Origin of the sequence: Superficieibacter electus (genome assembly GCF_002915575.1) — a bacterium.
Taxonomy (GTDB): domain Bacteria; phylum Pseudomonadota; class Gammaproteobacteria; order Enterobacterales; family Enterobacteriaceae; genus Superficieibacter; species Superficieibacter electus.
Genome location: NZ_PQGD01000007.1, coordinates 21,222 through 36,747 on the forward strand (window position 1 = coordinate 21,222; position 15,526 = coordinate 36,747).

General features: G+C 46.5%; 12 protein-coding genes and 1 pseudogene. 12 read left to right on the top strand and 1 reads right to left on the bottom strand.

Annotated features, from left to right (window positions below; genetic code table 11):
• Nucleotides 1-32: 32 nt before the first annotated feature.
• From CHU32_RS09830 to CHU32_RS09860, 7 genes and pseudogenes are all read left to right on the top strand, one after another.
• Nucleotides 33-3,473, top strand: a complete 3,441-nt coding sequence (locus CHU32_RS09830; protein ID WP_103677062.1) for a tape measure protein — start codon at nt 33-35, stop codon at nt 3,471-3,473.
• Between the two features lie 159 nt (nt 3,474-3,632).
• Nucleotides 3,633-4,163, top strand: a complete 531-nt coding sequence (locus tag CHU32_RS09835) for a KilA-N domain-containing protein (protein ID WP_103677063.1) — start codon at nt 3,633-3,635, stop codon at nt 4,161-4,163.
• Nucleotides 4,164-4,232: 69 nt separating this feature from the next.
• On the top strand, nt 4,233-4,706 hold the full coding sequence (locus tag CHU32_RS09840; RefSeq protein WP_176691680.1) for a hypothetical protein: 474 nt from the start codon (nt 4,233-4,235) through the stop codon (nt 4,704-4,706).
• Nucleotides 4,707-4,708: 2 nt separating this feature from the next.
• Nucleotides 4,709-5,179 (top strand): annotated as a pseudogene (locus CHU32_RS09845) (hypothetical protein).
• Nucleotides 5,176-5,571, top strand: a complete 396-nt coding sequence (locus tag CHU32_RS09850; protein WP_103677065.1) for an NlpC/P60 family protein — start codon at nt 5,176-5,178, stop codon at nt 5,569-5,571. Before CHU32_RS09845 ends, CHU32_RS09850 begins: the two are co-directional and overlap by 4 nt.
• On the top strand, nt 5,558-8,035 hold the full coding sequence (locus CHU32_RS09855; protein WP_103677066.1) for a host specificity factor TipJ family phage tail protein: 2,478 nt from the start codon (nt 5,558-5,560) through the stop codon (nt 8,033-8,035). Before CHU32_RS09850 ends, CHU32_RS09855 begins: the two co-directional genes overlap by 14 nt.
• 80 nt (nt 8,036-8,115) lie before the next feature.
• Entirely contained in the window at nt 8,116-10,248 is a 2,133-nt protein-coding gene (locus tag CHU32_RS09860; protein ID WP_103677067.1) for a tail fiber/spike domain-containing protein, read from the top strand.
• 24 nt (nt 10,249-10,272) lie between these two features.
• Here CHU32_RS09860 and CHU32_RS28910 read toward each other — a convergent pair whose 3' ends face one another.
• The gene (locus tag CHU32_RS28910) at nt 10,273-11,421 is read right to left on the bottom strand and encodes an O-antigen polymerase (RefSeq protein ID WP_103677068.1); all 1,149 of its coding nucleotides are present in this window, start codon (nt 11,419-11,421) and stop codon (nt 10,273-10,275) included.
• Nucleotides 11,422-11,734: 313 nt separating this feature from the next.
• Between CHU32_RS28910 and CHU32_RS09870 the strand changes: the two genes are divergently transcribed.
• From CHU32_RS09870 to CHU32_RS09890, 5 genes are all read left to right on the top strand, one after another.
• A complete protein-coding gene (locus CHU32_RS09870; RefSeq protein WP_103677069.1) occupies nt 11,735-11,974 on the top strand; it encodes a DNA polymerase V in 240 nt (79 codons plus the stop codon).
• 1 nt (nt 11,975) lies between these two features.
• On the top strand, nt 11,976-12,296 hold the full coding sequence (locus CHU32_RS09875) for a S24/S26 family peptidase (RefSeq protein WP_103677070.1): 321 nt from the start codon (nt 11,976-11,978) through the stop codon (nt 12,294-12,296).
• Nucleotides 12,297-12,635: 339 nt separating this feature from the next.
• A complete protein-coding gene (locus tag CHU32_RS09880) occupies nt 12,636-12,974 on the top strand; it encodes an SMR family transporter (protein ID WP_103677071.1) in 339 nt (112 codons plus the stop codon).
• Between the two features lie 159 nt (nt 12,975-13,133).
• The gene (locus CHU32_RS09885) at nt 13,134-13,556 is read left to right on the top strand and encodes an ASCH domain-containing protein (RefSeq protein ID WP_103677072.1); all 423 of its coding nucleotides are present in this window, start codon (nt 13,134-13,136) and stop codon (nt 13,554-13,556) included.
• A 591-nt stretch (nt 13,557-14,147) separates the two neighbouring features.
• Complete coding sequence (locus CHU32_RS09890) at nt 14,148-15,500, top strand: MFS transporter (RefSeq protein WP_103677073.1); 1,353 nt, start codon at nt 14,148-14,150, stop codon at nt 15,498-15,500.
• Nucleotides 15,501-15,526: the final 26 nt, after the last annotated feature.

Below are 15,526 nucleotides of genomic sequence, written 5' to 3' on the forward strand. Positions count from 1 at the left end.
CCGGCGGGTTTTTTTATGCCCGGAGGAAATCAATGGCTGGTTCCGTTAATGCTGGTAGCGTCATTTATGAAGTTGATATCGATACTTCTCGACTTTTGCAGGGCCGCAGGGAAATAGACGCCGCACTTAATGGGCTTGGCGGCAGTATGGGACGCCTTGAGGCAAGTGTTACCAGAACAGAGCGCTCTTTAGGCAGTATGCAAAGAACGATGTCCGGGTTATCTGGTGTTGCTAAGGGTTTACTGGCTGCGTTATCCCTTCAACAGGTTGCACAATGGGGCAATGAGTGGGTAACTGTAAGTAACAAACTATCAAACGCGGTAAGAGCTAATGAGAATTTAGCTGATGTTACGCAGCGCGTTTTCGACATTTCTCAGAATACTATGAGTGATTTGTCTTCCACTGCAACGCTCTATTCTCGCCTTGAGAGATCTACCAGAAGCGCCGGAACAAGTACCGCTGACCTTATTACTCTGACATCAACCATAAACAAAGGTCTTGCTGTATCTGGTGCTACAACTCAGGAAGCTAGCTCGACTATGATCCAGTTGTCACAGGCTTTGGCTTCGGGAGTTTTGCGCGGCGAAGAATTTAACTCAATTTCTGAGAACGGAAGCCGATTAGCTGTCGCTCTTGCTGATTCCTTAGGTGTGACAATTGGTCAACTAAGAGGCATGGCCGCACAGGGAAAATTAACCACGGATGTGGTAGTAAAAGGATTATTAAAACAAAGTGATGCTATTGCTAAAGAATTCAGCAATACAGTCATGACAATGGGTCAAGCTTTTACTGTTGCCGGAAATAGCGTCACTAAATTCGTTGGTGAAAACTCCAGCGCTAACGCCACAATAAATGTTTTCAATAAAGGCCTAATAACATTAAGCGACAATATTGATATTGTTGCCAATGCCGTTGGTGCGGCAGCTTTAGTATTTGGCGGAAGGTTTGTTGGTGCTCTGGCTATGGCTACAGCTGCGCAGGCAACAAAATTAAAAACAACCATTCAGAGTGTTGCAGCTTCAAGGCAGGAGGCGCAGCAGGAGTTGGCCACATCTCTTGCGCTGCAAAGAAAAATTGTACTCGACAAAGAGGCCTCTTTGGCCACATTGAAAAGGGTTGAAGAACAGTATCTACTGGCAAAGGGAACGGCCGCCGAAGCTATTGCTTATGAGAATCTTATAAGAGTTAGAAGTATTTATATTGGTATCGCAGCTGAAGAGATTGCTGTTAACAATGCCGTTGCTGCCTCGCAAGCAAAGTTAGCCGCAACGGGTGTAACCGTATCTAATTCAATGAAGTTAATAAATACTGTTACAGCTCCTTTAGGTGGTCCTCTCGGTGCTATAGCTATAGTTGCTGCTGGTTGGTATCTGTATGCCCAACGGCAAGAAGAGGCAAGAAAAAAAGCAATAGCTTTTGCGGATACAGTGCCGGAAGTTATAAAGAAACTCAAGGATATGAATCTTGTGCAGGCTCAAGGTGTAAGAGCTGACACCGTAACTTCAATAAAAGCACAAGAAGAAGCTTTGAAAGAACTCAACAACGAAATATCAGATCTGGCGGGAAGGTATAAGGATGCAAATATTGCTGCAAGTGCAAATGAGAAGGGAACATGGCTAAACAATGATGCGACCGAAGCCGCTGCAAATCTTGAGATCGAATTAGCTCAAAAAATAAGAGATAGGGACTCGGCTCAGCTGAAGTTAAAGGATACTCAATCTGCTCTTCATTTGGTTAATATTCAGGTCAATCAGGGTATCGTTGACCAGATGAAAGCCGCGAGGGATAACGCTATTGCGTTAAAAGATGCTGAAAAGGAAGCATCATTTCTTGGTGGCACCCAAAGCTTTCTCGCGCAGAAGTTCGGACAAACAACTGAGGCTATAAAGGAATTTAATTCAGAGTCCCTGAAAATGAACTGGGGTGGTTCTGATGGCGAGAAGCTTATCAAGCAAGCCAAAAGACGACTTGCCCTTGCAAAAGTTGAAGGAGATGCTCGCGCCAAGTTACAAGCAACTTACGATGCAGAAGATGCCGGGGTAACTGGTGATAAGGAAATCAAAGAACTCCAAGGTGTATATGTAAAAACAAACCAGGCAACTGAAGCACGAAAAGAGCAGAAAAAAGAGGACAAAGCAGCTGCCTCAGAGGCCAAAAAGTTGGAGAACCAGCAGGAGTCTATTGCGCAGAAGCTTGAAAACCTGCGCCGCCAGACGGAATCATCTGCTGAATCAACACAGGATTTAAGCCGGGAACAGGCAATACTGGCAGCTCAGCAATCACTCGGTAAAGGCGCAACACAGGAGCAAATAGCGCTGGCCGGTAAGTATCGCGCAGAAGTATGGGATACAGCCAACGCGTTAAAAGCACAGGCTGCCGCCGAGAAGCTCCTTCCTGAAAATAAGGAAAATGCCTCTTACAAGCAGGATATGAAGGATCTGCAAACGGCGCTTAGTGCGAAGAAAATCAGCCAGGAGCAGTATAACCAGACCGCTGAAAGGCTTGAGCAGCAGCATCAGGTAAACCTTGCCAAAATACGCGCAGAGGGCGTGGTAAGCCCCACTGCACAGGCCAAAGGGGAGATTGATCCTGTTCAGCAACTGGCTAACCAGCATGCTCAAGAGCTGGCTATGATCCAGCAGTTTGAGACGCAGAAGGGACAGATAACTCAGCGCGGACTTGAGTTGATGAATGCTGCCAACGAGCAGTATGAGCAACAGCGTATCGCCGCGCAGTGGGAAATCTGGCGTCAGCAGGGGACAGGATACGAAGTGGCTGCTGCCGCATTTGACTCGTTTGCTGGCAATGCCTCTAACGCTTTGACCGGCATCATCACAGGGAGCATGACTGTTAGCGAGGCGATGCGATCACTCGGTTCTACTGTCCTCAACAGCGTCATCAACTCGTTTGTGCAGATGGGGGTTGAGTGGGCCAAGTCCGTCATTATGGGACAGATAGGGATGTCGGCGGCATCAGCAGCCACTATCGCCCAGGGTCAACTTATTGCCGCTTCAATGGCACCGGCCGCCGCTATGACATCTCTCGCAACCGCAGGCGCTAACGCCGTACCAGCGCAGGCTGGCATAGCGTCAACCGTTGGAGTCGCTCAGGCGTTATCAATCGCAGGTATGCGTAAGAATGGTGGGCCTGTTACTGCTGGTTCGATGTACCAGGTAGGTGAGGGCGGGATGCCTGAGATTTACCAGTCTAACAGCGGCAAGCAATACATGATCCCCGGCGATAACGGCTCAGTGATAAGCAACAAGGATATGCAGGGCGGGTCGGTTCAGGTCAATGTTAAGTTTTACGACCAGACGTCTGGCGGACAGCATTCCTTTGAGGCTCAGGCAATGCAAGACGGTGGTGTTGTGACCGTAGAGGCATTCCTGAACGACATGGATCGCGGCGGTCCGATGTCCAGCGGTATGCAGCAACACTTCGGCCTGAGCAGGAAAGCAAACGGAGATTTCTAACCACATAACCCGCTTCGGCGGGTTTTTTATTACCTCCACCACCGCGCTTCACACGCGCACGTTATAATCCTAGAGCCTACAGAAAGCGAGCCTGAGAGTCAGTTGTACTCTGGGGCGGCTGACTCTGTGTGACAGGCTCACTTTCTATAGGTAAATCTCATGAAATATCCAACCGTATCAGTAAACGGTGTATCCGTCCGTGTTGATGACGAAGGACGTTACAGTCTCAATGATTTACACGCCGCAGCAGTAGCTAACGGTGAAGCAACTGAATCTCAGAGACCCAGCGTCTTTCTAAGAAGCGCCCAGATCAAACGCTTCGTAAAAGCGCTAAAATCCAAAGCACTAAAAAGTGCTTCGGAACAAAATCAACCACTTAAGGTGATAAAAGGTGGTGATCAAAGTGGTGCGTGGGGTATTGAGTTACTGGCAATACGCTATGCGGCATGGATTAAGCCTGAGTTTGAGATTGAAGTATATGAGGTGTTCAGAACCGTGGTTCGCCTAGGCATCAGCGCCATGTCCCGCCTGAATAAAATAGATCACATCATTAACACTGAGACTAAAGCGATAAGCCAGTGCGCCAGCCAGATGGCGAAATGGGGTGTTGGGGGCAGAAAGAAAATCCTCCTTTCAGCGCGTGAGCGGGTGGTTGACGAAGTGCAGATGTATTTACCAGGCATTAATTAAACACATCGCCGCTCAGCGGTTTGATCTCATATTTACCGCTGCGGCGGTTTTTTTATGCCCGGAGGATTTGTGGTTACAGTGAATTACCCGGCATTCCTGCCGCTTCCGCAGCGTGCGGATCAGAACATGACCCAGGACACGGGCTGGTTAACTTCTCAGCCCGCCGTCGGCCCGGTCATCATCACGCCAGTCACTACAGACATCAAAGCGACGTGGACGCTTCAGTGGATATTCACGCTCGCTCAGGCCGAGCGATTTAAGTCATGGCTGCGCTCACCAAACTATCTGGATAAAGGCCGTAACTGGTTTGTGATGCCCATCGACCTTGGCGACATGCAGGGCGTCCAGCCTCAGACACTTCATTTTATCGATATGCCGGTGCAGACCAGCAAAAACGGCAGCAGTGTGACATGGACAGCGACGGTAGTTGCTAATGAGGTCGATGACATAACCGAAGATTATGACGACTGGATTGTTGATGCGCAGCCGGGTTACGGATACCTGCTGGATCTGCTTGTTACCGACATACTGCCGAGGCCATAAGAATGCCAACGTTGAGAGAATGGAAGGAACGCAGGCCGGCCAGTGACATCAAACAGACGGTTGAGTTTTATCACCCGGCCTTTGGTTATTACCGGGTCGTCAATAACCTTTTCCGTAACGCCACCTTCGGTGGCAATGAATTCGAACCGGCACGTTTCAGCGTTACTGAGCCAGCGCAGGACGGAACAGCGGTGATCGAAATGACGATAACGTTTCTGGCCGCGTCGGAAAAGGTAAGGGACAAGCTGAAGGTGTGGCGCGGCGGCGGACGCATGCAGCCTATAACCTGTCGTTACCAGCAATGGGACGCTATTGGTGATGCATCACCGATGAAAACCTGGTCGCGTTTTTTGTAGGAAGTCAGTGCAGACGGCAGCAACGTCACCATTAAGGCCGGGAAAACTAATACACATACGCTGGCTAACCCGAACATCTACACCACCAAAGACTACCCCGGACTGGTGACGGTATGATCAAAGAAGAATTTATCAGAAAGGTCAACGGAAATCCCTGGGCGGATCGTGCCTGCGGATTTGACTCTATGGATTGCTGGGGACTGGTGGTGCTTTATTACCGGCATGTCCTGGGGCTGGAACTACATCACATGGCTGGCTATGAGTCTGGCAGCGACTTTGTGACCTGTTACGAACAGGAATCCTCCTGCTGGCGTGCGGTGCCTGTGCCGATCGACGGTTGCGTTGCGGTATTTTACCGCGGCGAGAAGCCGTCTCACATCGGCGTAATGGTCAGCCCGGTTAAGTGTCTGCACAGCCGCGGGGAAATGGGGTTTGTGCGCTGTGACAGCCCTCTGGCGCTGCTGAAAGTATACAACCGCGTGGAGTACATGGTTCATGGTTCGATTTGAAATTCAGCGCCTGCCCGGTGCGCCAAAAGAGCGCGGCGTGATAACGGAAGGGGTGAGGCTGGTTGACTGGCTGAATAGCCAAAAGCTGCATAACTCTGTCATCGTGAAGCTGAACGGTCGCGATCTGCCTGATGATTTCGATATTGATATTCCGCTCAGAAAAGGCGACATGGTCTGCGTGTTCGATCAGCCGGAAGGCGGGATCGGCAAACTGGTGACGACTATTCTGAAGCCGGTATCAAAAATCCTCCAGGGCGCGCTAAAAGTGTTTGGCCTTTCTGCCAAAACGCCCGGGTCGGTTTCTGTTGCGACGGGTGAATCACCAAACAACGATCTGACAGGTCAGACTAACCGGGCCAGACTCTACAAAGGGAAGCCAAACATCTACGGTCAGTGCCGCGTGTTCCCTGACCTGATTCAGGAGGCGCTTTTTGAGTTTATCGATAACAACAAATATCTGACTGAATGGTTTGAGGTAGGAGTAGGCAGGTACACGATATCTTCGGTCCGTTATTCCGAGTCTAACCTCGGCAGCCTGGCCGGTGCCAGTTACCAGATATTCAATCCCGGCGTTCCAATCGGTGATATTGAGGTCGGTTATCAGTTTGATGACGTAGATAATGAAGGTGTGCCGGGCCTGAATGAGTCTGATGATTTCCCGGCGCAGACAGCCACTACAACATCGCCGACGTCTGTCAGTGTTGTGAGCAACCAGGTAAAAGCAACTGTACCCACTGACGCAGATAACTTCGCATACTTCGAAGCTCTTACGCTGCCTCATCCGGTAACCTTCTCAATCAATGCAACATGGAATCAGGGCGGTCAAAGCGTCACGCAGGATGTTATTGGAAGCGGTAATATCGTTGCCGTCGACAATTACATTGGGGATGACACGCTCTCTTACACCACGTTTTATATAGGCGATCTGAGCGGGGAAATTACCGGCATCCCGGCAGATGCTGTCATTAACCAGACTTTGTTCACCATTAACGATCAGGCCGCGCTGGTAATCGGGCCGTCCATTTCTCCTGTTGAGTCTGATCAGGTGTGGGTGCATGTTCTGGTTCAGCTCGGCCCTCTGGCCGGGACGACAAAATACCGTATTAAATTCTGGAAGCTGGACGAAGAAAACAATCAGGTTCCCGGCACGCAGGAGCAGTACGACTACTTCTTCGACAACAATACCAAGCAGACAACCAAATATTTCCGCAATACCTACAAATACACCCCTGGAGGCGGATTTGGCAGGTACGCGGTAACCATTGAGCGTACCGACAACGCCAATGACCAGAACGTTGTTACTCTGATGGCGATCCACGCCGTTAACGTGCGCCAGGGTGTGGTTTACCCTGATGACACAATTGCACGGGTAACCATCAAAGGTGCCAACGACAGCAACAGTAACCGCGAGCAGAAATACAATATGCTGGCGCAGCGTCACACGATCACTTATGACCGGGCATCTGGTCAGGTTGACTACACGCTGCGCCCCAGCAGGTCATTCGCAGACGCTGTATTGCATGAATGGGTCGTTATCGGAAAGCAGGAAGTCAGTAGCCTGGACGTTGCTGCGCTGTACGCAATTGCCGATTCAATAACCGATCCGCAGCTTGCGTATTTCGATTACACCTTCTCAGATGAGAAATTGTCGTTGCGTGAAAGGCTGGCAACCATCTGCGACGTGGCGCGTGTTGACGGAAACAACATTGGCGACGTTCTGACGTTCTGGCGCGATGAGAAGGTTTACTACCCTGATGCGGTTTTCTCCCGGAGTAATATGTTCTGGGACGACTACAAGCTCAACTGGTCGATGTCTCTGCCTGGGGGTTACGACGGCGTTACGCTGGATTACGTCGATCCATCCACCAACAAGAAATTTTACATTTACCTTCAGGTTGACGAGAACGGCATAACTGAGGTGTTGGACGCAACCATTAACGCCCTGCAAATCACGCTGGACGGATGCCGAAACTATGTCCAGGCATTAGACAGGGCATATCTTGAGGCGCGTAAAATCCTTTATTCTCGGGTCACTATGACAGTTAAGGTCCTGGAATCTACGCAGGTGGTGCGTGGCTCGGTTGTCCAGTGTCCTGATATGTACGACAACGCACAGCAGACGGGCTATCTGAAGGGGCGTAGCGGTGACGTATTCCTGACGTCAGAGCGTATTGATTTCTCTGCCGGTGAGATGTGGGTAGTAATGACCGACAGCAATGGCGATTATCGTGGCCGCTGGCGTGCGCTGCCGGTTGATGGTAATGCCAAAGCGTTCAGCGCTGCCGCCGATACGTTCGATCTGAACATATACGACCGTCAATCCGTTCAGTCACCCAGCCGCTACTTTATCGCCACAGACAGCGAACTCAACTCAACCGTGTGGCGGGTAGAAAGCGCGCGTCCAAACGGCGATGAAACTCAGACGCTTTCCCTGACAGAATATTCAGACGCAATTTACCAGTAGTAAACCAAAAAAATCCAACTTAGCGCACGTCCATCAGGTTAATTTCTGAGGGTTTCGTGCGCCCATAACAGGGCGACAACATGGCAATTCCGTTACCAAAACCTACTCAGAACCCGGTTCCAAGCACCGACATAAGAGATCATGTTTTTGCTGGGGCAAAGCTTGACGAATTTATTCACTCACTGGCAGAACAATTTATTGATCGTTTCGGTAACGGACATTATACGCTCGAAGGCATTAAGAATATTACCCTTCAGACGATTTACAACCTTGGATTTAATCCCAAGGGTTCGTTTCAGTCAGGAGCTTTACTTACTGCGGCCGGAGACATCATTCAGGACGAAACGAATCTTGTTTGGTATCGATGGGATGGTATTGCTACGTTACCGAAGAAAGTTGAACCAGGCTCAACTCCGTCAACTACAGGGGGTATCTCTAAAGGAGCATGGCAACCCGTAGATGTTAGCGATGTGTTAAGAAGGGAGCTGTTAGGTAATTCAGGAGCAAGTAAAATTGGGGTAATGCCTCAAGGTACTCTTGCGGAGATGCAATACTATGTCACACCTGATCAGTTTTCCTCATTATCTCCTGCTGGTAAATATGTTGATGAAAATACAGATTTTACTCTTCCTGTTAGAGCCGCAATTCGCTACGCATCAGAAAATCCTGGAATTTACGTCAGAGGAACTGATAAGGTATATTTAATCTCTCAGGCAGAGATCTTCGTTGGGGTGAAAAAGATTACGGGGCTAAAACTAAAATGCTCATCTAAAAATGGAGTCATGCTTTACTCACAGATTGACTCTGGACACGAAGGCTTAGAAATTAGTGACTGCGAATTTAATGCCAATGGTAACGCCAGAGGTGCCATATTGCTTTCTGGGGTTAATAATGGAATTGTAACAAGAAATAAGGTTTATGGGTTTAATGCCGATGGAACTGAGAGATATGGCATAAGGATTGGAACGACCAGTACAACCTCATTAAACTCCTATAATACTATCAGTGAAAACCACATTGTCATGCCTGTGGATCCAGATGGCGGCAAAGGTACAATTGGGATAGCTGGGATTTATGTTGTATCTCCAGTATTTACTGGGCAGGACGGAATGGTTGACTGGGATCAGTCTTACAAGACAGTCCAGTACACAAACATTTTTAGAAATATTTGTGAGGGTGGCACGCACAATATTCTTACTATAGGGCTATTCTCGGCTGATATATCAGAGAACTACTTGATCGGTGGAACCCACAGGAATATAAATTTAAGTAATGGTTCTGAGAGGGTATCCGTAAGAAACAATAACCTTATAAATACAGGAAGCGCAGGTGTTATATTTGGTGATTGCAGGTTTATTCAAATTATTGGTAACTATATTCAATCATCACTAACAGCAGCTTACACATCTGATGATGCAGCAATACAGTTTGCTCAAAGCTCTTATAATGTTGACGTGTTTAACAATACAATACTTGGCGACTGGAAATATGGTATTCATATTTTTAACAGCAAGTATGTCAACATCAAGGGTAACAGCATCGTTGCCTCAATAGCAGGCATAGCAATTGAGTCTTCACAATCTTTGACATTACCAAATGATGCAATCTACTCACAGCGTAGAAACATATCAACAGGCACAACCGGAGAGACATCTTTCTTTTCTATATCTGGCAACACTTTTACTCTTGGCCCTAATGCGTGCTCACACTATCTTTGTCAATTTGCTAACGTGGTCCTTGCTAATATATTTATCTCTGATGAGACTATAAATAATGCGGGGAACTCAAGGCATGTGATTTACTTATGCAACGCAAATAGCCTTATAAGTGGAATCCAGCTCTCATCAGTGAGGGCATACGATGCATCTGAGACAAAATACTACAGTGCAGCAGGTAGAATCCCATTTAAAAGCATTGACAATGTAACCGGCCTTGAAGATAACACTAGAGAGGTATCTTTTTCAGGTGATCAGTCTCCTTCGGTCTTATCTGGACCGAATATATACATCTCATCTGGAACCATCACCACATTTGATGATGGTATCAACGGGCAACATATAAGTATAAGAATGGCTGCAGGCGTGGTTATCTTAAACAACGCATCCTATATAAGATTAAAAGGAGAGTCTAACATAACGAGCACGTCTTCCAATTCTATACTTAACCTTGAAAGGCGTGCCGGGGTTTGGTTTGAAGTTTCGAGAAACTTTTGAAGAAAGCGCCTAAGCGGCGCTTCTTTAAGCAACCCTGAATTTTAATTTATACCCATTAAGCTTATATAGTAGATAAGAAAAAAACACTATCCATAATATGTATTTAGACGAAGCATATTGGTCATCCATTATTTGGAATATTAAAGGAAAGTATAATACTGAGCTTATGATGATACACATTTTATTTAAGGAGTTTCTAGCCAGCTGATGGACGGCGTTGTGAATTAACCCAATGAAGAAATTAAAAACGGCATATGCTATTATTCCATAATCTATAAAATGATACATGATAGTATATACATTGGTCTTAAAAATGTACTTTACATAAAATGGAAGAGGGGAGCACAAAGACTGATCTGTTGAGCACCAGTAATTGTCATAGCTTTTAAATTGCAGGCTATCGAATGAGAATATATTTGCGAACGTGTAGTTACCAATCGCGGCAGTAATTGAGTTTGTAAAAGTATTACTTTCCGACAGCTTGTCAAGGGCGAAAAGAGATGCAAACATAGCTATCATGAAAGTTGTGAAGACGATAATTACAAGCTTTACACTTGTTGGCTTGTAATATGTTCTTATGAATAATACAGGCAAAACAACTAACAGTATTTTTATTTTTGCCGTGGTAAAAATCGAGTACATTACAGCTAAAGCAAAATGAGTCGCAAACCTTTTTTTACTTTCCTTAGATGGGTTTAAATAGTACGCTATAGCTGAAATAAAAACAATCGGATAGATTATATAGTAAAGATAGCCAAAAATCCTGAATATAAAGTCAGGTGACCCATAGTTAATTATGGCTCTGATACCTATGTACCAGTTTGAGGATTGAGACAGCCCAACAGAATACATGTGAAACATTGCGTAAAACATTAGTAAGTACAATGGCAATGCTTTTTTTATACCTATTGAATTAACATTAATGTCTCTGGTGCTTCTGTTTGATAAAATCTTACCCAGCATGCCGCCTAAGAAAAACAAAGAACATCCAATCATAATCCAAAAAAGAGTCTGATCTGATATATCTCCAAGGTAACTTTCAAAGAAAGAGCATACCACAATATTAACTAACCAAATAGAAGTTATAATAATTGTTGGGGAGAGCTTTCTTTTGGTGAGTATTATCTCTACAAATAGAATCAACATCAGGAATACGATTGTAATATAAATCATATCGTTATACCTTAAATAAATTATCAAATACGTAACTTATGCTTATTAGCATAATTATAAATAATAATAATTCTCTAAAGCCCATGACAGTACCCTGCGAATAATTTAATAACATTATCATAGCATCGCAACGTCAAGCATGTTAAGAGTTATCTTACTCAAATCAGCTAGGTTTTTGTAATCCCATTACTGTAATAAGCCTAACAACACCAAAGACCGCATAGACGCTGAAGATTTACAAACGAGCCAGTTGATTTATCCCAGCCTTAAAACTACTGTATGCATACACAGTAATTATAAGAAGGAGAAAATCATGGCTCGCAGAAGTGACATTGAAGGTGAGTTTTTAAAAGCGATCAGCCGTGCCAGGGATGGCCTGGTTATCGTAACCACAGCCGATTTTATCCGTGAACTGGCCGCCGTTAACTGGCACTGGTCTTATGAAGAGGCTAACTGCTGGGTGAAAGTCCACACGGTGACGTTCCGGGATATAACAGCCGATCACGGTGAGAACAAGCTCTGGTTCCAGTTCAACCCGAACGGAGGGCTGTGATATGGGATTTCCTTCACCGGCTCAGGATTACGTTGAACGTAGAATGACGCCAGAGGCATATTGCCAGATCGACAACAACAGCCTGGTGATTGAGACATCATCTGGCTATGCCGTTATCAACCGGGCGTTACGCTGCCAGCAGAGCAATACCGTGCTGATTCAGTTCCACGGTCATTCACAGTTCGCAAAGTTGCTGGGTCAGGCATTCATCACCGATGACGGCGACGCGATTGAAGGTGAAGCGCTGGATGAGGTAAGGGTCGTTGGCGTGGTGACGTTTTTCATTCACCGCGCCGGAGAGGACGACTGCCCGGTGATGTGATAAAGAGGCGCAAGCCGATGCCCTGAGCATTGGCTTGAGTTCTCTGTGTCGTATTTGTGTCATACATGGAAAGCACTGCATGAACTTTGAGGTAATGAGATGACACGTAATGACACAAACCAGTTGCGAGCGCGGTTTTATCTTTGTCATTACAGTGACTTAGAGAGCGGTCTACGTTCTTCTAAGCCGTAGGTCGTAGGTTCGAATCCTACAGGGCGTACCATTAAAATCAACGAGTTGTATTAACCCACCTTGCTAATAATGCTTTAATTTTTGTCACCATATGGTGATAATTTCCGTTTATACTCACTTTTCTTATCACAAGGTTCAGGCAATCCTATGTCCAAAGAAGCGATCATTTTTCTGTTAATCGCCATTATTGCTGAAGTGGTCGCGACAACCGCGTTAAAACTCTCTGACAGTTTTACCCGCCTGGTTCCGGGCGTCGTAGCGGTTGTGGGATACTGCATTGCATTCTGGTGCCTGACCATCGCCATGCGTACCATACCCACCGGCGTTATTTATGCCATCTGGTCTGGTGTTGGCATCGTTCTGATTGGCATTGTCGGCTGGCTTTTTCTTGGGCAAAAGCTGGATTTACCGGCGATGCTGGGGATGGGGTTGATCATTGCGGGTGTCATGGTCATCAATCTTTTTTCAAAAAGCATCGGCCATTAATGTTCTCCTGTACGCGGGAAGGCTGATACTACGTTTTATGCCTCTTGCCAGCCCCGCTGGCTCTTCACCTTCCTGCCATATTTAGCAGGGGGCACCGCGCGATTACCCCGTGTGTTATGTGTTAAGGTCATTGTCCTTAAAAATCTCAGTGGTGTGACAATGAAAGACGCTTTAAATAACGTAAAATCCCGTTATCCGAACGCCCATGTATGGTCATTTGGCGATTCCGCTGAGATGGCGGACGAGCTGGCGCAGTTAGTCATCGCGGGCCATAAAAAAGCAAGCTGTGGGTCTCTGGCTGCGTGGCAGCAGGAGGAAGAGAAGGTTTCGCCTGGTGATTATCATATCGTTCTTGATGGCCAGCAAAAGCCGGTCTGTGTGATAAGAACCACCAGCCTGAAATTGATCCGCTTTGATGAGGTGTCAGCAGAGGATGCCGCCATGGAAGGTGAGGGCGATAAGAGTCTGGGCTACTGGCGTCAAAGCCATCAGGCATTCTTTGAGCGCGAGGGAACGTTCAGCGACGATATGGAGCTAATCTTCGAAACATTTTCGCTGGTCGATGTGTCTGAGGAGATGTAAGCGCACATTTTGTGGCGGGTTTTCCTCTAATAACTTTACGCACGCGTGCCCGATAAACGCCTGCTTTATTCTGAGTCATGGATGGCAGTGTTTAATTCTCCTTTAGTTACAACATACTAATAATTCTATTTAAATACAAACATATTGGCCTTTGTCTGAAAATAATGCTTTTTATGTTGGTATCAATTGTTCTTTATTAAGAACAATTAGTCTTTAACTTAAAACAATAAAGTGATATCCAATTGCATTTTGTATGCCGGATAAAAATAATTCTTAGTAAATAATATTTTTAGATGAATGCTTTAATTTCAATAAAAACAAGGAGTTAAATTAATTTTATTGAGATTTTTTATTCTCGCCATCTGGCATCTAATGTGACCTGGTTCATAAAATCATTTTCTTGTGATAGACGCTGTTCGTTAATTTCTCCTATTGTATATGTATTGTATACAACCCAATTTATTTTATTCACGCCCTAACTGTACGCGTATTCCTTTGTCATCAATACCGTTTCACATTACCGAATTATCAGGCTGTAAATTCACATAAAAAACATGGTTTTTATTTCGATAATTAACGAGGTCAGCTGCAATGCAACTGGAAAATTCAAAAACGATAGGTGCGCAAAGCGAAACCAGTATCAAAAGAACCAACGTGCGCTGGCTGGTGGTTGCCATGCTGTTCTTTATGACACTCATCAACTATGCCGACCGTTCATCCATTTCGCTGGCCGGGCCGCAAATGGCTAAAGATCTGGGTCTCAGCCCGGTCGATATGGGCATTATATTCTCCGCCTTTGGCTGGGCGTATGTCATGTTCCAGCTACCCGGCGGATGGCTGCTGGACAAGTTTGGCTCCCGGCTTATCTACAGCTTAAGCATTTTCTTTTGGTCGTTATTTACATTAATGACAGGTCTGGCCGGTTTTGTGAGTGGCGCGACGGCGGTGGCGTTTATCTTTGCAATGCGTTTTATGGTCGGCACCTCGGAAGCGCCATCTTTCCCGGCGAACAGTCGTATCGTCGCTTCATGGTTCCCGGCGTCCGAACGCGGCACGGCGGCGGCGATTTTTAATTCGGCACAATATGGCTCGACGGTGTTCTTTGCTCCCCTCATGGGATGGCTCGCCCACACCTGGGGATGGCACTCCGTATTTACTGTGCTCGGCTTACTGGGGATCGCCTTCCTGCCGCTGTTCCGTAAAATTGTTAAAAGCCCGAAGGAGCATCCGCAGGTCAATGAAGCGGAAATTGACTATATCTCCGCTGGCGGCGCGCTGATTTCGCTGGATGAAAGTAATGCTACGCAGAAAAAACCGGAAGGGCCGAAGTTACGTTATCTGAAACAACTCCTCAGTAGTCGGATGATGCTCGGCACTTACCTGGCGCAATATTGCCTTAATGCGATCGGCTTCTTCTTTATTACCTGGTTTCCGATCTATCTGGTGCAGGAAAAGAATATGTCGATCATGAAAGCGGGCATGGTAGCGGCAATCCCGGCTATCTGCGGTTTTCTTGGCGGGTTACTCGGCGGCTTCTTCTCGGATTTCCTGATCAAAAAAGGCGTCTCAGTGTCGGTAGCCCGCAAGATCCCCATCATCAGCGGGATGATGCTGTGCTGTGTCATGGTGCTGTGCAACTACACCGATTCCGAAACGGCAGTAATTGCCATTATGGCGATGTCCTTCCTCGGTAAAGGCATTGGCGGCATGGGCTGGACCATCAACACAGATACCGCTCCGCGTGAAATTGCGGGTTTATCGGGCAGTATGTTAAATACCTTTAGTAATGCCTCAAGTATCACCACACCGATTATTACTGGTTACATTCTGGATATTACCGGTTCGTTCCATGCCGTCCTCTGGTTTGTTATCTCCCATGCGGTAATGGTGATTTTCTTCTATTTATTTGTGGTCGGAAAAATTCAGCGTCTGGTTCTCAAGTAAACCCTGTAGCAGAAAGGTGGATATCC

Bases quoted from the DNA above. Each gene is read 5' to 3' on its own strand.
- CHU32_RS09880 (WP_103677071.1), top strand. From the start codon at position 12,636: ATGTCCAAAGAAGCGATCATTTTTCTGTTAATCGCCATTATTGCTGAA.
- CHU32_RS09890 (WP_103677073.1), top strand. From the start codon at position 14,148: ATGCAACTGGAAAATTCAAAAACGATAGGTGCGCAAAGCGAAACCAGT.
- CHU32_RS28910 (WP_103677068.1), bottom strand. From the start codon at position 11,421: ATGATTTATATTACAATCGTATTCCTGATGTTGATTCTATTTGTAGAG.
- CHU32_RS09875 (WP_103677070.1), top strand. From the start codon at position 11,976: ATGGGATTTCCTTCACCGGCTCAGGATTACGTTGAACGTAGAATGACG.
- CHU32_RS09885 (WP_103677072.1), top strand. From the start codon at position 13,134: ATGAAAGACGCTTTAAATAACGTAAAATCCCGTTATCCGAACGCCCAT.
- CHU32_RS09830 (WP_103677062.1), top strand. From the start codon at position 33: ATGGCTGGTTCCGTTAATGCTGGTAGCGTCATTTATGAAGTTGATATC.
- CHU32_RS09860 (WP_103677067.1), top strand. From the start codon at position 8,116: ATGGCAATTCCGTTACCAAAACCTACTCAGAACCCGGTTCCAAGCACC.
- CHU32_RS09870 (WP_103677069.1), top strand. From the start codon at position 11,735: ATGGCTCGCAGAAGTGACATTGAAGGTGAGTTTTTAAAAGCGATCAGC.
- CHU32_RS09850 (WP_103677065.1), top strand. From the start codon at position 5,176: ATGATCAAAGAAGAATTTATCAGAAAGGTCAACGGAAATCCCTGGGCG.
- CHU32_RS09855 (WP_103677066.1), top strand. From the start codon at position 5,558: ATGGTTCGATTTGAAATTCAGCGCCTGCCCGGTGCGCCAAAAGAGCGC.
- CHU32_RS09835 (WP_103677063.1), top strand. From the start codon at position 3,633: ATGAAATATCCAACCGTATCAGTAAACGGTGTATCCGTCCGTGTTGAT.